This window comes from Pseudoalteromonas sp. P1-9 (assembly GCF_001399975.1).
In the GTDB taxonomy this organism is placed as follows: domain Bacteria; phylum Pseudomonadota; class Gammaproteobacteria; order Enterobacterales; family Alteromonadaceae; genus Pseudoalteromonas.
In genome coordinates this window covers 78,686-98,250 of the sequence record NZ_LKBD01000006.1, presented here as the reverse complement: position 1 = coordinate 98,250, position 19,565 = coordinate 78,686, and the positions used below count along the sequence as shown (strand labels likewise).

16 protein-coding genes are annotated in these 19,565 nt (G+C 42.4%); 12 read left to right on the top strand and 4 right to left on the bottom strand.

All coding sequences use genetic code 11. The features are described from left to right. Positions 1 to 41 precede the first annotated feature (41 nt). Both AN214_RS06275 and yjgA read right to left on the bottom strand, forming a co-directional pair. Positions 42 to 2,582 (bottom strand): Ig-like domain-containing protein, encoded by a 2,541-nt coding sequence (locus AN214_RS06275; RefSeq protein ID WP_054978931.1) that lies wholly within the window; start codon positions 2,580 to 2,582, stop codon positions 42 to 44. 30 nt (positions 2,583 to 2,612) lie between these two features. Beyond that, positions 2,613 to 3,143: a ribosome biogenesis factor YjgA gene (yjgA, locus tag AN214_RS06270; RefSeq protein ID WP_010561182.1), complete on the bottom strand. Its 531-nt coding sequence runs from the start codon at positions 3,141 to 3,143 to the stop codon at positions 2,613 to 2,615. A gap of 175 nt (positions 3,144 to 3,318) precedes the next feature. On the opposite strand from yjgA, the gene pmbA reads away from it, so the two are divergent. Next, a complete protein-coding gene (gene pmbA, locus AN214_RS06265; protein ID WP_054978930.1) occupies positions 3,319 to 4,668 on the top strand; it encodes a metalloprotease PmbA in 1,350 nt (449 codons plus the stop codon). Between the two features lie 20 nt (positions 4,669 to 4,688). Here the strand turns inward: pmbA and AN214_RS06260 are convergent, their stop codons facing one another. Further along, positions 4,689 to 5,429 carry a ferredoxin--NADP reductase gene (locus tag AN214_RS06260; protein WP_054978929.1) on the bottom strand — a complete coding sequence of 247 codons (741 nt, stop codon included), beginning with the start codon at positions 5,427 to 5,429 and terminating at the stop codon, positions 4,689 to 4,691. A gap of 94 nt (positions 5,430 to 5,523) precedes the next feature. Between AN214_RS06260 and AN214_RS06255 the strand changes: the two genes are divergently transcribed. Continuing rightward, positions 5,524 to 6,411 carry a DMT family transporter gene (locus tag AN214_RS06255; protein ID WP_054978928.1) on the top strand — a complete coding sequence of 296 codons (888 nt, stop codon included), beginning with the start codon at positions 5,524 to 5,526 and terminating at the stop codon, positions 6,409 to 6,411. A 141-nt stretch (positions 6,412 to 6,552) separates the two neighbouring features. Here the strand turns inward: AN214_RS06255 and AN214_RS06250 are convergent, their stop codons facing one another. Continuing rightward, on the bottom strand, positions 6,553 to 8,154 hold the full coding sequence (locus tag AN214_RS06250; protein WP_054978927.1) for a S41 family peptidase: 1,602 nt from the start codon (positions 8,152 to 8,154) through the stop codon (positions 6,553 to 6,555). 389 nt (positions 8,155 to 8,543) lie between these two features. Here AN214_RS06250 and mraZ point away from each other — a divergent pair, with 389 nt between their 5' ends. The 10 genes from mraZ to murG are packed head-to-tail and all read left to right on the top strand — an operon-like array spanning position 8,544 to position 19,558. Then, positions 8,544 to 9,002: a division/cell wall cluster transcriptional repressor MraZ gene (gene mraZ / locus AN214_RS06245; protein ID WP_010561177.1), complete on the top strand. Its 459-nt coding sequence runs from the start codon at positions 8,544 to 8,546 to the stop codon at positions 9,000 to 9,002. 13 nt (positions 9,003 to 9,015) lie between these two features. Beyond that, positions 9,016 to 9,951 (top strand): 16S rRNA (cytosine(1402)-N(4))-methyltransferase RsmH, encoded by a 936-nt coding sequence (gene rsmH / locus AN214_RS06240; RefSeq protein ID WP_054978926.1) that lies wholly within the window; start codon positions 9,016 to 9,018, stop codon positions 9,949 to 9,951. Next, positions 9,951 to 10,277 (top strand): cell division protein FtsL, encoded by a 327-nt coding sequence (gene ftsL, locus AN214_RS06235; protein ID WP_054978925.1) that lies wholly within the window; start codon positions 9,951 to 9,953, stop codon positions 10,275 to 10,277. The genes rsmH and ftsL overlap by 1 nt, the downstream gene beginning before the upstream one ends. Beyond that, a complete protein-coding gene (locus tag AN214_RS06230; protein WP_054978924.1) occupies positions 10,274 to 12,121 on the top strand; it encodes a penicillin-binding protein 2 in 1,848 nt (615 codons plus the stop codon). Before ftsL ends, AN214_RS06230 begins: the two co-directional genes overlap by 4 nt. Further along, on the top strand, positions 12,108 to 13,568 hold the full coding sequence (locus AN214_RS06225; protein ID WP_054978923.1) for a UDP-N-acetylmuramoyl-L-alanyl-D-glutamate--2,6-diaminopimelate ligase: 1,461 nt from the start codon (positions 12,108 to 12,110) through the stop codon (positions 13,566 to 13,568). Before AN214_RS06230 ends, AN214_RS06225 begins: the two co-directional genes overlap by 14 nt. Then, on the top strand, positions 13,565 to 14,950 hold the full coding sequence (murF, locus tag AN214_RS06220; protein ID WP_054978922.1) for a UDP-N-acetylmuramoyl-tripeptide--D-alanyl-D-alanine ligase: 1,386 nt from the start codon (positions 13,565 to 13,567) through the stop codon (positions 14,948 to 14,950). Before AN214_RS06225 ends, murF begins: the two co-directional genes overlap by 4 nt. Further along, positions 14,944 to 16,026, top strand: coding sequence for a phospho-N-acetylmuramoyl-pentapeptide-transferase (gene mraY / locus AN214_RS06215; RefSeq protein WP_010561171.1), 1,083 nt, complete (start codon positions 14,944 to 14,946; stop codon positions 16,024 to 16,026). Before murF ends, mraY begins: the two co-directional genes overlap by 7 nt. Then, positions 16,027 to 17,334 carry a UDP-N-acetylmuramoyl-L-alanine--D-glutamate ligase gene (gene murD / locus AN214_RS06210; protein ID WP_054978921.1) on the top strand — a complete coding sequence of 436 codons (1,308 nt, stop codon included), beginning with the start codon at positions 16,027 to 16,029 and terminating at the stop codon, positions 17,332 to 17,334. Continuing rightward, positions 17,331 to 18,503 carry a cell division protein FtsW gene (ftsW, locus tag AN214_RS06205; protein ID WP_054978920.1) on the top strand — a complete coding sequence of 391 codons (1,173 nt, stop codon included), beginning with the start codon at positions 17,331 to 17,333 and terminating at the stop codon, positions 18,501 to 18,503. Before murD ends, ftsW begins: the two co-directional genes overlap by 4 nt. Then, the gene (murG, locus tag AN214_RS06200) at positions 18,500 to 19,558 is read left to right on the top strand and encodes an undecaprenyldiphospho-muramoylpentapeptide beta-N-acetylglucosaminyltransferase (RefSeq protein ID WP_054978919.1); all 1,059 of its coding nucleotides are present in this window, start codon (positions 18,500 to 18,502) and stop codon (positions 19,556 to 19,558) included. The genes ftsW and murG overlap by 4 nt, the downstream gene beginning before the upstream one ends. The last annotated feature ends 7 nt before the right edge of the window (positions 19,559 to 19,565 follow it).

Below are 19,565 nucleotides of genomic sequence, written 5' to 3'. Positions count from 1 at the left end.
AAGACAAAAAACGCTGCAATTGCAGCGTTTTTATATGTACTTTATTGTAAGTCGACAGTAATAAACTGTGATGTGACCACGCCACCGGAACTTGTTATTTCAATCGTTAAGTTCGCGGTAGTAGCATCATCACCTTCAGCGAGCGTGTTTTTTAGCGTAAAACCTATCGTATCGCCGCCAAATACATTCTTACTCTTTGCACTTGAGATAGTAATATTAGTATTTAAGTCAGTTTGACTAATCGCATTTGCTGTTCCATTGGTATTACCTACCGTAAAACTTGTTTGACCAACTAGTTCACCAACATCAGTACTTACACTTACTGTGCTGCCTTGGGGTAAGGTTTGTAATGAAGTATCTGCAAAGCTTAGTGAATAAGATTGACTAGCACCGCGTACAATGGGTGTTCTAAAGATACTTACGTTATCACGATTACTCGCGACTATAGTTTCGCTAAATTCACCCGGTGTGGTTTCCACTGTTTCATATAATGACCAATAGCTACTGCCACTTGCCATAATCAGCACCAATGACTTACGCACATTAATTAAGCTTTTTGTTGCGCATAAATCGCCAGAACATTGTGGGCCGTTAAACATACCATCGGCGCTGGCAAATGTTTTATTGTTATCAAAGTCGATAAAAGTTTCGCCTTGGTCGTATTGGTCGTTTTCGTTGTCATCGCGCCATGCTTCAGACATATCGATAAAACCTGAAGGTAAATATTCAGCACGACCAAACCCGCTTGATACAGCTGCATCTGTTACGGCGTTGCCATCTTGGTTATCAAATAGATTATTACCATTGGTATCGAAAAAGGTTTCATGGCCAATGGCGGTAGCGAGAATGGTTGATCTGTGGTTAAACACGCGAGGGTTGCTACTTTGCCAGGTGACTGAACATGAACCATTGGTAGTTTGACAGCTTGGCTCTATTTGACCGCCTTCAGTGGTAAAGTTAACCGTAGTGCCATCGGGCACGGGGTTATTAAAACTGTCTGCTAGCCATGCGGTAATCTCACTGGTTACGCCATTTGTATTGTGACTTTCAGGGTTAAGAATTTCTGCGGATAAAGAAATACTGTTTTGGTCGGCAAGACCGGTATTAACCGAGAGCAAATCAGATTGACTGATAATCTCGACGCTTTCGCCTGCATCGTTAGTCGTTGTGGCACTTGCTGTAACGCGAACAGGTGTTGGCACAGTACCCGAGATTACTTTGGTACTCACTTCACCTTGTGAGTTAGTAATTGCGGAAGTAGGAGATATTTCTAGACCGCCAACATCGGTACTTGCGCTAAAATTAACTAACTGTTGAGCCAGTAAATTACCCTGTTTGCCTTTAACGCGAAAAGTGATAGTTGAAATTTCTTGCTTGCCTACGCCGCCAGTACCTTTAATCACGATTGACGTCGGATCTGCTGATACAAATTCAATGGCACCGAGAGCTTCGCCAGAGAGGTTTACATCTTGCGTTAAAATAATGTTCTCGCCGTTTACGGTAACGCTTGCGATTATTTGATCTTGATTACCATTGGCCCCAGCGCAGTTAATATCTCTGTACGTTGAATTAGCTTCACCGTTTATTGTGAGAACTTGCTGGTCAATGCTAGCTGTGCCATTAATTACACAGCTGGAGCTAAAATTAACAGCAGTTGGCGTAGTGATTACTTGCTGGTTTTCGTCTACTAATACTAGTGATAGGCCGAGAGTACCGCCTGCCGCTAAATCTACCGAGTCATCGCCTTGGCGCGCAACGCTTAGTTTCAATTGGTTAGCAACAAAATTACCATTGCTATCAAAGTAACCGGCTTGTACAACTGGTGTATCAATATCATCGGCACTTAATACTTGATAGTTTATTTGCGAACTTACGCTATTACTTTCATCAATTTGGTACGTTGCTACGGCTGTGGCTGCGCCGATAGGACTGTCGGAAGTGAGCGTTAGCTGTACACTGGCATTACCATTTGCGTCGGTTAACCAAGATGCGGCATTAAGTTCACCAATCTCAGCAGTAAAACTAATCGGTACTTGGCTAATTGGGTTGTTGAGGTTGTCGAGCAAGTTGGCTTTTAAGGTGATAACTTCGCCTTGCTTAGCATTGTTTACCGCTAAATCGCCAACTAAGCTGGTGAGTGTTACAACAGGCAGTAGCGTTGTTTGACTAGTGTCACGTAAAAACTCAAAGCTTGTGCTAGCGCTCGCATCTTGCGATGTTGCTGTGATGTCCGCTGCGCCAATATCAGAAGGGGTACTGCTGAGTAATACCTGTGCAATGCCATCAATATTGGTTAATTTACTACTTGGCGACAATGTGCCTAGCGCTGTTTCAAAACTAACACTGGTATTGCTTACGGCTTCGCTATTTTTACTTAGAAAAGCCTGTACACAAAATGTTGATCCAGCAACGAGAGAAGGTGTGGTAAGTGCTTGGCAATTTTCATCAAGTACCGAAAGCGTCAATAGCGTTGGCGCATTTGGATCTGGCGGTGTCACTTCATCGTTTTTACCTGATGAGCCATTACACGCTGCAAGCGCAGATGCAGTGAGTAAAATACCAAGTTGCCTTATTGTTCTCATGCTTATCCTTAACCGTTGCTGTTTGTTTTATTAGTGCGTGATTACTTGTTTTAAACACTGAAAAATTTCACGATAAGCTTTAGCTGGCTTATTTGCTTCTTTTTCTTTTTTTGCTTGGCGTGTTAATTGACGTAATCGCTGTCTATCAAGTTCGGGATATTCTGATACTAACTCATTGATCTTATTGTCGCCAACTTCAATTAACTCATCGCGAATATGTTCAAGTTTATGAAACAACACATTACCTTGAGCATGCTTGTTTTTCAAAATATCTACCGCTTTAGTGATCTCTTCAATATTTGCCGCCAAGCGTAAACATTTTGCAATGTAGTTTAAATGTCTGCGGTAAGCTTCCGTTTTTTCTTTAAGGCGATCTGCAAGCTCCATCGCTTCAATCAATTCATCGTTTAATGGAATTGTTTTACGTTGCTTTTTGCTTAGTCCAGCAATATCGGCACCAAGTCCATGTAACTCTTTGGCATCACGCTTAAGTTCTGCACGTGATACGTAAATAATTTCTTCCTCTGGCGTATCGAAATCAACTTTGTTCTTTTTGGCCATGGTTTCTCCACAAATTAGTAATGTCACGCATTGTTAGTCTGTTTTGAGTAAATCTACCCAAGTCTAATTGCGTAATTTCTTTATATTATACGTGAAAAATCTGTTTCGATGCTCTGCCTTATGACGGTATTTTTGATATGCTTAAAAAAATATTTAAATTTAAACTCATTTTCCTATGCAAGCAGACTCTAACGATCCAATTTTTCAGCGCCTTAATGAAGTTAAGCAAGCGGTGAGCGAAGCGCTCGATTACGCAAAACAGTTAGGCGCAAGCTCTGCTGAAGCGGCAATGTCGAGTACCTCAGGTTTATCTGTTTCAACCCGTTTAGGCGAACTTGAAACGATTGAATATAACCAAGACGGTGCACTTGGCATTAGTGTTTACGTAGGAAATAAAAAAGGCTCAGCGTCAACCGCAGATTTAAGCCCCGAGGCACTAAAAACAGTTGTATCGAAAGCTGTTGAAATTGCTAAATATACTTCAGAAGATCTATGTAATGGCATCGCTGATAAAGAGTTGCTTGATTTTGCTCCGCAAGATCTTGATTTGTATCACCCATGGCAAGTATCTGCTGAACAAGGAATTGACTTGTGTAAACAAGCTGAAGCGGCGGCAATGCAGTTTGATAGTCGTATTAGTAATTCAGATGGCGCTAGCTTTTCTAGCCACAACGGCCTGCGTGTTTATGGTAATAGCTACGGTCAATTAGTGGGATTTCCGCGCAGTCGTCATAGTATTAGCTGTATGGTGATTGGCGAAGAAAATGGCATGATGCAACGCGATTCAGCCTATACCATCGCTCGTAAGCAAGAAGGGTTAAGTAGCGCTGAAAGTGTTGGTATTGAAGCGGCAGAAGAAACAATCGCACGTTTAAATTGTCGCCGTATTCCAACGGGTAAGTATCCGGTTGTGTTTCGCGCCGATATCGCCAGCTCGCTATTTGGTCATTTAGTGTCAGCCATTGGTGGTGGTGCACTTTATCGCAAATCGAGTTTCTTGCTCGATAGCTTAGGTAGCCAAGTATTTAGCGATAAAGTGAATATTCAAGAGCGTCCGCACATTTTAGGTGGCCTAGCATCTTCAGCTGTAGACAGTGAAGGGGTTAAAACCATAGATCGTGAAATCATTAAAGGTGGTGAGTTACAAACTTACTTATTAGCAAGTTATGCATCACGCAAACTTGGTATGCAGGCAACAGGTCATGCTGGTGGCATTCATAACTGGTTAGTTGAAGCCTCGCATCAAGATTTAAAAAATGTGCTTAATGAAATGGGCACAGGCTTGTTAGTAACTGAAGTGATGGGGCAAGGTGTTAATATTGTTACTGGTGACTATTCGCGCGGTGCAGCTGGTTTTTGGGTAGAAAATGGTGAAATTCAATACCCGGTAAGCGAAGTTACCATTGCCGGAAACCTAAAAGACATGTTCTTAAAAGTGGCGGCAATTGGCGGTGATGTTGATGTGCGTGGCAGCATTCAAACAGGCTCAATTTTGATTGAGAGTATGTCTATTGCCGGTGAGTAGTCGGCCTTAACTACGACACCTTACCAATATTGCTCCACGGTAATATTTCCAGGCTTTGCGCGGCGATTTCGCGTAAAGCCTAAATCTAATAGTAATTGCGTTGTTTCTTTGACCATTTCTGGATTACCACAAAGCATAAATTGACTGTTTTGTGGCGTTGGCGTTATTTCAACATGGCTAAACAACTCACCTGAGGTTATCGCATTAGTAATGCGACCTTGCAGCCCGTCGGGCCATTCTTCTTGACTGACAACGGGCACAAACGTCAGAGGATGATTGCTACACAGCTCGCGAATTAGCTGCTCATAAACTAAGTCAGTGTGTTTACGTACTCCGTGAACAAGCACAACATGTTTATACTTTTGCCAAATCACATCATCACCTAGCATAGATAAAAAAGGCCCAATCGCCGTGCCTGTTGCTAAGAGCCATAATGTATCAGATTCTGGTACTTCATCTAACGTAAAAAAACCAGAGGCTTGCTCAACAATTTGCAATGTATCTCCTTTTTTTAAATCAGAAAGCGGCGGTGAAAGTAATCCGTCTTCCACAGTCACCAGTAAAAACTCGTGAAGGTTATTGTTTGAGGGTGTATTGACGAAAGAATATGCACGGGCGATCTTTTTATCTTCAATTGTCATTGCAAGTTTAGTAAATTGCCCTGCTTTATAACTTGGTAATGATGCAGACACGGTTAAACTAAATAGCTTGTCGTTCCACCACTTGATATGAGTAACTTGTCCATCAATCCAATTTGCCATAATTTGCTCTCAACGTTTATTTGGGGCTACTTTAACTGTGGCAGCTGCGCTGAGAATTTCAATCTGGTGGAAAGAATTTTATTGAGGAAATAGTATGTTAGGTGAAGTGGCTGCGTTAGCAGCGGCTTTTTTTTGGGCTTTAGCAAGCCTTTTGTATGGTCGCTTTAGTCATCACTTTAGTGCCTTGCAGCTTAATTTGGTTAAAGGTGTTATTGCTGCGTCACTAATGTTGCTTACGCTGCCTTTACTGCCAAATGTTGAATTTTCTTTATCGCCTGAGCATATAGGGATTTTGTTATTTTCAGGTGTGATAGGTATTGCTATTGGTGATAGTGCTTATTTTGCGTCATTAAAGCGCATAGGCGTAAATAAAACTCTATTGCTTGAATCAATAGCTCCGCCACTTTCCGGTATTTTAGCGGTATTAATACTTGGTAGCTTATTAACTTGGCAGAGTTGGTTAGGAGTGTTAGTCACGACTTTTGCGGTAGCTTTAGTCGTAATGCAGCCTGAAACCCATACTCAAAAAGTGAATGCAGCTGGCATAGGGTTTGGTCTATTAGCCAGTGTTTGCCAAGCTTCGGGCGTGGTGATTTCTCATTATGCGCTTGTCGCTGGCGATATTGAGCCGTTACTAGGTGCAGTACTTAGACTACTTGCAGGTGTGGGTGCACTGCTTGTAACACTTTTACTATTTAAACGACGACAGTTGGCCCAACTTGTTACTGGCTTTTCAAAAATGGCGCAGCGTGAGTTTGTATTACTTTTACTTGCCATTGTGGTGGGCACTTTCTTAACCCTTTGGTTGCAGCAAATTGCACTTAAATATGCGAATCCGGCTGTAGCGCAAACGTTAATTGCCACATCACCTTTATTTATTTTGTTGTTTTCAATTTTAAAAGGGCAAATCCCTTCTGGAAAAACGCTGTTTGGCACTGTGCTTGCAGTCGGCGGGATCTCGTTGTTTTTTATTTTCCGGTAATTGATACCATTTCATTTATCCAGCGCTATTGCTGATCACATACTTAACAGTATTGATGTGAAAACAAATGCAATAAATACGATGTGTTAATAAAAAAGGTGGCAAGGCCACCTTTTTTAGGATTAATAAATAAACCGCCGTTTATTTATTGGTAGTTTTAAGAGGTGTAAAGATCGCATTATTTTCAATCATTTGTTGCGTACGATCTTGTGGCATTTTAAGTGGCTCACCAACAACTTGTTTAGCCGTTGTTGATGTCTTTGGTGCATAGCTTGCAGCAATTGGTGGGCAGCTGCCTCGTTCGATGTGGTAAAGCGCAGCTGATAGCATGCCTTCTGAAATATCACCGAGTGGACGAGTTAAGTCATCACTTACCGTACAACCACGTACTTCGTTTTGGAAGTTAGGGTTTTGCTTAGGGATTAGTCCATCAGAGTACTCACCAAAACCTTTATCATTTACACCGCTAAACTGAATTGTGAAATAGGTTGTGCTGCAATTATCGGTTGGAACAAAGCCATAAGGCTTACCACATGTTTGGCCACCAATTAACACAACATCTAAATCAATACCTTTTAAGCCGTTAATTAGTGCTTCACTCGCTGAACAAGTTGAATCACTCGATAGCACGTAAACCTTATTTAGGCCTACGGTAGGTAAATCGATGTTAGTTAAATTACCGTTTTGCCAATCAATTTTTTTATTGTAGAAGCCGATAGTTTCATCGTTAGACCATTTGCCATTGTACTTAAGCGTATAATAATCTCGGTTTTGCGTATTCACATCACCGGCAATCATATAAGCTAGCTGTGACGAAAGCGCGAGCAAACCACCGCCGTTGTATCTTAAATCAACTACCAGCTCGCTAACATTTTGGTTCCTAAACTGGGTGAACTTGTTGATTAGGTCATCTTGCGCGTCGCTGATATTAAATGTATCGAATTGAATATAGCCAACTGTTTTACCTGCATGAACAAAGGTATTGGTCGCTTTAACTGGCGAAAGATCATAACTGCCAGATGTAACTGTAATGGTTCTTTCTGCGCCAAATACATCTTTTACTGTGATGTCGTGACTTTGACCATTATTTGTTGGAAATAAACCAGCATTAAGTGTTTCAACATCATTGCCATTTAAGAAATCAGCACCATCCACTTTGATGATCTGATCACCACGCATAAAGCCTGCTGTATCTGCAGGTGAACCTGGTTCAATAGTTGCCACATACAATGTGCGTGGAAGCGTGAAACGACCTTCTGCATCGAGGTTACGCGCTTGCCAGCGAATGCCGTATCCTGAAGATGCGCTGCCTTGCGTGCGCTTACGGTACTCCGCGGTATCTTGCGCGAAGTGGAAGTTATCTTTATCTGCACCTGAGCTGGTTTTGGCAAACGTTTTAAGTACCTCGAAATAAGCTTGTGGTGTACTGTAATTGACAGGGTCGACATCTTCAACTTCATCGAACCAGAGGTATGATTCATGATTCCATGAACGCAACCACATTTTTTCATCTGTGAGTGTACCAGCACGATCCTTATATACTTCATTGGTGTAAGGATCAGACCCCGTACGAACAACGGCACATTTATTTGCAAATATCTCTTTTGCTTTAAACTCACCGGCAACCCATGAATTATCGCCACCACCAATATCATTATCTGAGTCTGAATCACCATTACAGGCTACTAACATCGACATTGATAACGCTAAGGTAATTCCTTTTTGCAGTTTGCTGAACTTCATAAATATTTCCTTAAATAAGATCGCAATTTATCGTCACAAAATATCAGAGGGTCAAAATAACAACAACTGTTTACAGTTAAAGTTTGTAAAAGCACGATCTGTTATGCGTATGCTTTATTTCTTAAACCATAAATATTCGATCGCTTTTTGTGCAAAAAGTTTCAATGCTAGGCTAGTAAAGGCTTGATCTAAGATCTCTCTCCACATTTTTCCACTAAATTCATTAACTTTGCTCTAGCCCTTATCAATAAAGGGCTTGCGAGAAAAATATTATTGTTACAATTCTTGACAAATACCTGTGTCAAGCCCTAGACTCTAACGTTGTGGAGAAAAGTGGTAAAAAATGGATCTCAGTGGATCGGCACTAATAACAAAATGGGAACGCTTATATGTTTCGTGGCGCACATGCAATTAACCTCGACGATAAAGGACGCTTGGCAATACCAACCAAGTTTCGTGCTTTATTGCAGGCAGATTGCGAAGGCCAGTTAGTGTGCACGATTGATTTAAAAGATCCCTGTCTTTTGTTGTATCCGCTAAGTGAATGGCAAGAAGTTGAGCAAAAACTGAGTCAATTATCGAATATGGTTGAAGCGGAACGTCGCGTTAAACGTATTTTACTTGGTAGTGCGATGGAATGTCAGCTTGATAAAAACGGCAGAATTTTATTGTCATCTCCACTTCGAGCGCATGCAGGGCTCAATAAAAAATTAATGTTAGTTGGTCAACTCAATAAGTTTGAGCTTTGGGATGAAGATACTTGGAATGAAAAGTTACAACAAGATATCGCCCAAGAACAGCAAAAAGATCTGACCGTTAGCGAACGACTACAAGATTTCAATTTTTAATAATAGGCGCCCTATGTCTCAAAGCCAACAGCATATCTCCGTGTTACTCGACGAAACGATCGAGGCTTTAGATATTAAGCCAAACGGTATTTACATCGATGGTACCTTTGGTCGTGGCGGCCATTCGGGTGAAATTTTAAAACGCCTAGGTGAGCAAGGACGACTAGTTGCGATAGATCGCGACCCAACGGCAATTGAAGCGGCGAAAAAGTTTGCCGATGATGCGCGCTTTCAGATTGTGCATGATCGCTTTTCAAATATCCGTCAGGTTGCTGAAAACCTTAATTTGTTAAATCAGGTTGATGGTATTTTGCTAGATATTGGTGTTTCTAGCCCGCAGCTTGATGAAGCAGACCGTGGTTTTAGCTTTATGCACGATGGTCCACTGGATATGCGTATGGACCCTAGTTCTGGCCGCAGTGCAGCGCAGTGGTTGGCAGAAGCGGAGCTGGAAGACATCACTTTCGTGATTAAGAAATATGGTGAAGAAAAATTCGGTCGCCGAATTGCGACCAAAATTATTGAAACGCGCGATGAGCATCCAATCACAACGACTAAGCAATTAGCAAAGTTAGTTGATGAAGCAGTACCAGTAAAAGATAAGCACAAGCATCCAGCAACCCGTACGTTTCAAGCAATTCGAATTTATATCAACAGTGAGCTTGAAGAAATCACCACTGCATTACAAGGTTCGCTTGATGTACTTAAGCAAGATGGCCGTTTAGCGGTAATTTCGTTCCATTCGCTCGAAGATCGCATTGTTAAGCAATTTATTAAAAAGCAAAGCAAAGGCGAAGCAGTACCGCGAGGCCTTCCGCTTACTGATGAACAGTTAAAACAAAACCTAACGTTAAAAGCGATAGGTAAGGCTATTAAACCGAGCGAGCAAGAAATAGCTCGCAATAGCCGTGCGCGCAGCTCCGTACTTAGGATCGCTAAGAGGTTGTAGTGGCTAGTAAAAATAATACACGTCAGCCAAACCTGTTTATCGAGATCACTAAGGGACTTTTTAGGGAGAAAGTCACTTTGGGGCTGCTTTTTTCTATTTTTGCTTCGGCATTTGCCGTAGTGATGGTTACCGATGCGTCACGCGCGGAAGTGATCAAACAAGACACGTTGTTACAACAAAAAGATGAATTAGATTTGGCATGGGGCTATTTAGTTGTAGAAAGTGAATTCTACGCACAGCATGCTCGAGTGGAAGATATCGCCAAGAAAAAACTTAATATGAAACGACCAGAACGCAAGGATGAAAAGCTGGTGGTATTACCATGAAACGACATACTACTAAACCAAAACAAGGCAGCTTAATTCGCTGGCGATACTTATTGGTATGTGCCACGATTTTTGCCGTATTTGCAACACTGGTTGCACGCGCCGCTTATATTCAGGTTATCGAACCTGATTTTGCCGTGTCTGAAAATGATAAACGCACGGTACGCGTGGAAAAGGTTAATGTACAGCGTGGTTTAATTTTAGATCGCCATGGTAACGAACTGGCAATTAGCGTACCGGTTGTAAGTGTATACGGTGACCCAAAACAACTTGATAAGGCCTTAACAGCCAAGGTTTATAGTCTTGCGCGCAAGCATGCGAGAGAAAATCAGCTCGATATTAAACAAGCGGTCAAAGCATTAGATGATGATCCCGCACGTGTTGCAAAAGAAAAAATTGAAATCTATAACAGCGATTCGCGCTGGCAGGATCTCGCTGAAGTATTACGCCTGCAAAAGCCGTTAATTGATGGAAAACTAACAAGCGATAACACCCGCCGCTTTGTGTATTTAAAGCGTCAGGTAACTCCACCGGTAGCACTCTATATTTCAGAATTAAAACTGCCTGGAATTTACCTACTCGACGAATCAAAACGCTTTTACCCAGCGGGTGAAGTCACTGCGCACGTACTTGGCTTTACTAATATCGATGGCGAAGGCATCGAAGGTATTGAAAAACTTTACAATGAAGCGTTAACCGGAGAAGCGGGTAAACGTACCATTCGTAAAGACGCGCAAGGTCGAGAAATAGAAATTCTTGACGAGCGTGCGCGTATTGAACCTGAAAATATCCAATTGAGCATTGATCAGCGCATTCAATCACTGGCTTACCGTTCTTTAAAATCAGCAGTTCTGAGTTATAAAGCAACGTCGGGTAGCGCTATGGTTGTTGATGTGACGACTGGCGAAGTGCTAGCTATGGTGAATAGCCCGTCATTCAATCCAAATAATTTAAAAGATGCGGCGCCGCATAAACGCCGTAACCGCGCAATTACTGACTTATTTGAGCCTGGCTCAACGTTAAAGCCTATTTCGGTTTTAGCTGGACTAGAGTATGGCACCATCGATTTTGATACCGTGATTAATACAAAAGGGTGGATGCGTGTTGGCGGCAGTATTGTTACCGATGGTAAGAACAATGGCTCAATGGATCTGCGTACAATTTTACAAAAATCGTCAAATGTGGGTGTATCGAAAATAGCACAAACTATGCCTAAACAAGACTTTATTGGTTTCTTCCAACGTTTAGGTTTTGGCGAGGAAACTGGCACGGGTATGGTTGGTGAAAGCGATGGCTTATTTACACCGCATGGTCGTTGGTCTGATTTTGAGGTGGCAACATTAGCATATGGTTACCGAATTTCAGTAAGTACCGCGCAAATGGCGCGTGCCTATGCAGCTATCGGTTCCGGTGGCATTAACCGTCCTCTGACGATTTTAAAACAAGAAGGCGAAGTGCATGGCGACCGCGTGTTTGAACAGCGAAATGCGTATGCGGTGCTTGAAATGATGGAAAGCGTGTTTGAACGTGGCGGAACTGCTAGGCGTGTAAAGCTTGATGGCTATCGCGTTGGAGCTAAAACTGGTACGTCGAAAAAAGCAGCATTTGGCGGCTATGGTGATGAATATGTAGGTTACTTTGCTGGAATTGCCCCAGTATCTGACCCGCGTTTAGCGGTTGTTGTGATGATTAATGAACCTGGCGGTGACGTTTATTATGGTGGTGATGTTGCCGGCCCAGCATTTTCTGAAATTATGTCTGGATCGCTGCGAATTTTAAATGTTGCACCGGATCTTGAGGCAGTTGCGCAACTAACTCAACGGCAGGACTATGTTACCTATTGATCGCGCATTGCTCGCAATAGGTGAACCTAGCTGCGGCATAGAAACACATAAACTGACTTTAGACAGCCGGGCCATAGCGCCCGGTACTGCGTTTATTGCGATTAAAGGTCATCAACTCGATGGTTCACGCTTTATCGATAACGCTTTGGCGGCAGGTGCTGCGCTAGTGCTTGTTGATAGCGAGTGTCAATATCAACCAAATCTAGCGAATGTACAGGTTATTGATGGCTTAGCGAATAAGCTGAGCCTTTTTGCGAGTGCTTTTTACGGCGAGCCGAGTACACAATTTAAGTTAGTTGGTGTTACAGGTACTAATGGTAAATCTACCGTAACGAGCATGATCGCAAACCTCGCCAGCGCAGACGATGCTAAAACAGGTGTTATTGGTACTCTCGGCTGGGGTCAAACCGAAAAGCTTACGCCACTTGCAAACACCACACCTTCAGCCATTGACCTACAAGATTTATTTTGGCAAATGCGCGATTATGAATTAGTGGCAATGGAAGTATCGTCTCATGGTTTAGTGCAACAGCGCGTGGCGCATAGTGCATTTGATATTGCGGTGTTTACTAATTTAAGTCGTGACCATCTTGATTATCATGGCACTATGCTCGCTTATGGCGAGGCAAAATTATCATTACTAACAAATTTCTCTACGAAATGTAATGTCGTTAATTTTGACGATGCACAAGTAAAGCAATGGCTCGCAGAAGATCGTATTCCTAACCCAGTTCTATTTGGTGAAAACCTGCCAACCGATATTAGCTATCCATTTGTATCATTTGATAATGCAAAGTATTCAAAACAAGGCTTATGTTGTGATATTCGCTCAAGCTGGGGAAGTCAAAAAGTTACCGTACCTTTGTTTGGTAAGTTTAATTTATATAACTTAACCGCTGCACTCGCGACATTACTGAATTTAACATATGACTTTAATTGGTTAATTGATAAAATTGCCCAATTAGATGCGGTAGTCGGAAGAATGCAAGCTTTCAGCGCAGATAATAAACCTACCTGTATTGTCGATTACGCCCATACACCAGATGCCCTTGAACAAGCATTGATTGCATTGTCGGAACATGTTGGCAGCAATATCACGTGTGTGTTTGGCTGTGGTGGTGACAGAGACAAAGGTAAACGCCCACTAATGGCGCAAATAGCTGAAAAGTATGCAAATAAAGTAATTGTTACTAACGATAATCCGCGTACAGAGGATGAAGAAGCAATTACCGCAGACATTTTAGCTGGATTTGCAGCTGCTGAACGAGCTGTGGTTGAGCATGATCGCTACCAAGCTATCGCGCATGCGATTGCCACCACCTCTGCTGATGGCATTATTTTAATTGCTGGCAAAGGCCACGAAGACTACCAAATAATAAGCACTAACACGCTGCACTTTAGTGACAGCTTAGCTGCACAGCAGATTTTAAAAGGGGAAAGCGCATGATTACGGCTGATCTAAACTGGATTGCAGACGTCTTAGGTGTGTCATACCGCGGCGAAAATGAAGCATTTTCAACAATTGTAACCGATTCAAGAAAGTTACAAGCAGGCGAAGTGTTTTTAGCACTTAAAGGACCAAACTTTGATGGCCATAAATTCGCCCAAACAGCACAAGAATTAGGTGCTAAAGCGCTGATTGTTGAAGTAGAGCAAGATGTCGATATCCCTCAGTTTATCGTTGAAAACTCTCGTCTTGCATTAGGTAAGTTAGGCGCAGCTGTGATGGCTAAAGTAAGCCCTAAAACTGTCGCGATGACGGGAAGTGTAGGTAAAACCACAGTAAAAGAAATGACCGCGGCGATTTTATCGCAGCTCGGTGAAGTACTGGCGACCGATGGTAATTTTAATAACGATATTGGTGTACCTCTTACGCTGTTGCGATTAGAAGAAAAGCACCAGTATGCGGTGATTGAACTGGGTGCAAATCATTTAGGTGAAATTGCCTATACCACTGATTTAGTAAAACCACATGTAGCGGCGATTACCAATGTGGCGGAAGCGCATTTAGAAGGTTTTGGCGACCTATTTGGTGTAGCGCGTGCAAAAGGCGAAATTTTCTTAGGCTTACCTGAAAACGGTGTGGCAGTGGTTAATGCCGATAGCGAATTTATTGACTATTGGTTAGCACGCCTTGAAGACAAACAGGTAACTCAGTTCTCAGCAATACAGCACAAAGATATTTGGGCTGAAAACATAATATTAGATGATTTTGGTCGTGCAAGCTTTGACCTTGTTTATAAAGGTGAAGCGGTGCGAGTTGATTTGCCGATCCCTGGTTCACACAATGTCACTAACAGCTTAGTTGCTTCAGCGCTGGTACTTCCGCTGGGCGTTAGTTTAAAACAAGTCGCATCTGGCTTAAGTAATATGCCGCAGGTAAAAGGGCGCGTGAATATTATTGAGGTCTCGCAAAAACTGACTCTTATCGATGATAGCTACAATGCTAATCCAGGCTCGGTTCGTGCAGCAATTGACCTATTAAGCGGTATTAACGGCAAAAAAATACTGGTTTTAGGTGATATGGCTGAACTTGGTGAAGATGCACGTGTCTATCACCAAGAAGTAGGCGAATACGCCAGAGACAAAGGCATAGATCATGTATATACATTAGGTGTGCTTAGTCAATCGGCGAGTGATGTGTTTGAACAACCTGGCCGCCACTTCTCAACCCGCGAAAAACTTGTCGATGCGTTAAAGCAGGCGTTACTTAACGATGCAGCTAGCGGCAATGAACGTACAACAATTTTGATAAAGGGTTCGCGTAGTTCTCGAATGGAACTACTTGTAGACGAGCTCAATAATAAGAAAGGTGAACAGTCATGTTAATGTGGTTGGCTGAATATTTAACACAATTTTACTCAGGCTTTAACGTTTTTTCGTACTTAACGTTTCGCTCTATTTTAGGTGTGTTAACCGCACTTATGCTGTCGCTTTATTTTGGTCCAAAATTGATTCGTCGTTTACAGCTAATGCAAATTGGCCAAACTGTACGTGATGACGGTCCAGAATCGCATTTATCTAAATCAGGCACGCCAACAATGGGTGGCATTTTGATTTTAGGTTCTATTTTTGCCAGTACATTGTTATGGGCTGATTTAAGCAACCGTTATGTATTAGTCACATTATTTGTTATCGGCTCACTTGGTGTTGTGGGTTTTATTGATGACTACCGTAAAGTGGTACGCAAAAACACTGACGGCCTGATTGCGCGTTGGAAATACTTTTGGCAGTCAGTAATCGCCTTAACTGCCGGGGCATTTTTGTTTTACAGTGCTGCGTTACCACAAGAAACTGCGCTTGTTGTGCCTTTCTTTAAAGAAGTAATGCCACAGCTTGGCTTGTTTTACATTGTAATGGCTTACTTTGTAATTGTTGGTACATCAAACGCCGTTAACTTAACCGATGGATTAGACGGACTAGCTATTGTACCTACGATTTTAGTTGCGGGCGCATTTGCATTTATTGCGTACGTAACCAGTAACGTTAATTTTGCCAACTACCTGCATATTCCTTATATCCCTGAGGCGAGTGAACTTGTTGTTCTGTGTACTGCGATTGTGGGGGCGGGTTTAGGTTTCTTATGGTTTAACACATATCCTGCGCAAGTATTTATGGGCGATGTAGGTTCACTTGCGCTAGGTGGTGCACTTGGCATTATCGCGGTATTAGTGCGACAAGAATTGGTACTCGTGATTATGGGTGGTGTTTTTGTAATGGAAGCACTATCGGTTATTTTACAGGTGGGTTCATACAAGTTACGCGGCCAACGTATATTTCGCATGGCACCCATACACCATCACTATGAATTAAAAGGTTGGCCAGAGCCACGCGTTATTGTGCGTTTTTGGATTATTTCGGTGGTCTTGGTTTTAGCCGGATTAGCAACATTAAAGCTGAGATAAATGAATTATTTAGACGAACTTAAAAACAAAAAAATTATTGTGCTTGGGCTGGGTGTATCTGGTCTGAGCACAATGCGTTTTTTCGCTCGTAAAAATATTGCGTTTAGCGTTGTGGATAGTCGTGATATGCCACCTAACGCTGATATCGCTACACAGCTTGCAACAGATACACATTTTGGTGCCCTTAATGATACGTTGTTTAAAAACGTTGATTTAATCGTTATTAGCCCAGGTATTGCGCTTTTTAACATGTATATACAAGATGCAATAACCCGTGGTGTAGAAGTGATTGGCGATGTAGAGCTATTTGCTCGGATCAATACCAAAGCTGTGTATGCGGTAACAGGCTCTAATGGCAAGTCGTCTGTGGTTACACTAACGCGCGATGTATTAAAGCAAGCGGGTTATAAAGTGGCGCTTGCGGGCAACATTGGTACACCGGTACTGGATGTTATTGACCAAGATTACGATTGCTATGTATTGGAGCTATCGAGCTTCCAATTAGAGACAACGCATTCGTTAGTGTGCGAAGCAAGTTGCGTGCTAAACATTAGTGAAGACCATATGGATCGTTACGACAGCCTTGGTGATTATGCTCACGCTAAACAGCGCATTCATTTACACAGTAAACATGTGGTTGTTAATTTTGATGATGCATTAACTCATTGTGAGCAAACGCCAGGTGTTAGTTTTGGTGCGCAACAAGGTGATTACACGATTTCGCAGCAATACTTTAATGTATACGGCAAACAAATGTTGAGTACTGACGAGCTAAAAGTGATTGGATTACACAACCAGTTAAACGCACTCGCAGTTATGGCGCTGTTAGAAAATCTTAAACTGCCAGTTGATGTGTTTAAAACGGCGTTTAATCAGTTTTCAGGGCTTGCTCATCGCTGCCAGTTAGTATGTGAAGATAACGGCGTACTTTATGTTAATGATTCCAAAGCGACGAATGTTGGTGCAACTCAAGCTGCATTAACAAGCTTAGCTAAAGGTAAAAATATAATTTTATTAGCGGGTGGTGTTGGCAAAGGTGCCGATTTTTCACCGTTAAAAGTTGATATTGAAACGACCGTTAAACAGCTTATTACGTTTGGTAAAGATAAAGCTCAGATTGCAGCGTTATGTGAAAGCGCAATTCAGACAAATTCACTTGAAGATGCCGTATTACAGGCGAAGGCCATCGCTGTTTCGGACGATATCGTATTGCTTGCGCCGGCGTGCGCGAGTTTTGATATGTTTAACAGCTTTGAACATCGCGGCGATGTATTTGTTGAGCTGGTTAATAAGGCGGTGAAATCATGAAGGTGCTTGAGTTTTTAAAAGCGCAATTTCATGTGCGCTCAAATACACTTTACGATATTCCACTTATTTATTGCATGGTTATTTTGGTTGGTGTTGGTTTTATTATGGTAACCAGCGCGTCGATGCCAACTGCAATTCGTATGTTTGATAACCCCTTCCATTTCACCATTCGCCATGTGGTGTATTTAGTGTTGAGTATGAGTTTGTTGATGATCTCAACTAGTTTACCGATGAGTTTTTGGAAAAAGGCCAATTTACCGCTCTTGCTGGCGGGTGTGCCTATGTTAATCGCGGTACTGGTTATCGGTCGTGAAGTAAACGGTTCAACGCGCTGGATTGGTTTAGGGCCGATTAATATTCAAGTATCTGAAGTTGCAAAGTTATTTTTCTTTTGTTATCTCGCTGGCTACTTGGTTCGCAAAAAATCTGAAGTGCAAGAAAACTTAAAAGGCTTTATTAAACCGTTGGCTGTTTTTACGGTTTATGCGTTTTTGATTTTGATGCAGCCCGACTTAGGTACGGTAGTAGTAATGTTTGTTACAACTGTGGGCTTGCTGTTCTTAGCGGGCGCACGTTTGTGGCAATTCTTTGCTTTGATGATGGCAGGTGTTGGCCTCGTAGTGTTGCTGATCGCCAGTTCTCCTTATCGTCGCGCACGTATTACAGGTTTTATGGATCCTTGGGATGACCCGTTTGGCAAGGGTTATCAATTGGTTCAGTCGTTAATGGCATATAGCCGTGGTGATTGGTTTGGCCAAGGGTTGGGTAATAGTGTGCAAAAACTACAATATCTGCCTGAAGCGCACACCGACTTTATTTTTGCGATTTTAGCCGAAGAGACCGGATTTATCGGCGTATTAAGTGTTTTAACTGTGTTATTTGTGCTGATTTTTAGAGCGCTAAATATTGGCTTTAATGCCCTTAAAGCAGGTAAAGACTACGAAGGTTATTTGGCGCTAGGTATCGCAATTTGGTTTGCCTTTCAAAGTATGGTTAACGTTGGGGCGAGTGCGGGTATTTTACCTACCAAAGGCTTGACTTTGCCTTTTGTATCGTATGGTGGTTCAAGTTTATTAGTAATGACGGTTGCAGCCGGCATTTTATTGCGTGTTGATTTTGAGGTGAAAATGGCGACGAAACAAGCCACTGTAAGAGGGCGAAAATCATGAGTAAGAAAATAATGATTGTCGCTGGTGGCACAGGGGGGCATATTTTCCCCGGGATCGCCGTAGCAAATTATCTGCAAGAGCAAGGTTGGCAAGTAATGTGGTTAGGCACCTCCGACCGAATGGAAGCGGATGTTGTACCGCGTCACGGTATTGATATTCGCTACATTGATGTCAAAGGAGTGCGTGGAAATGGCATTATGCGTTTGCTAAAAGCACCTTTTATGGTGGTTAAAGCGATATTGCAAGCACGTAAAGTGATGAAACAAGAAAAGCCAAATGTATTGCTTGGCATGGGGGGGTATGTAACCGGACCTGCTGGTGTAGCGGCAAAGTTACTAGGCATTCCGGTGCTAATTCATGAGCAAAATGCGGTTGCTGGGCTTAGTAATAAGTTGCTTGCCAAAATTGCAAATCAAGTGATGGCGGCGTTTCCTTCGGCATTTGATAGCGCAAAATGCAAAATTATCGGTAATCCGGTTCGCAGCAGTGTTGCAACAGCTCAAGTAGAGAAGGACAGCGAATGCTGCAATATTTTGGTGGTTGGCGGCTCATTAGGTGCAAAAGTATTTAACGACCAATTACCAAATGTGTTTAAAACGCTGGCGCAAGAAAGTAAATTGGCTATTTTCCATCAAACCGGTAAAGGTCACTTGGCGGAAGTAACCAAACGTTATGAAAAAATGGCGCTTAACGCGCAGGTGAACGAATTTATTCATGATATGGATAAAGCTTATGCGTGGGCCGATATTGTTGTGTGTCGCGCTGGCGCGTTAACGGTAAGCGAAGTTGCTGCCGCGGGAAAAATGGCCGTGTTTGTACCATTTCCGTACGCCGTAGATGACCATCAAACTGCAAACGCCAATTACCTTGTGGCGCAACAAGCTGCGTTACTCATTCAGCAAAAAGATATGACGCAAGACGACCTAGTCGCCTTGTTAAAACCCTATGTTCAAGATAAGTCACGGGTATTAAAAATGGCTGAAAAAGCAAAAGCGGCAGCCAAATTAGATGCAACACGCGATGTTGCAAATTTATGTATCGAATTTAGTAAGTAAGAGTAGA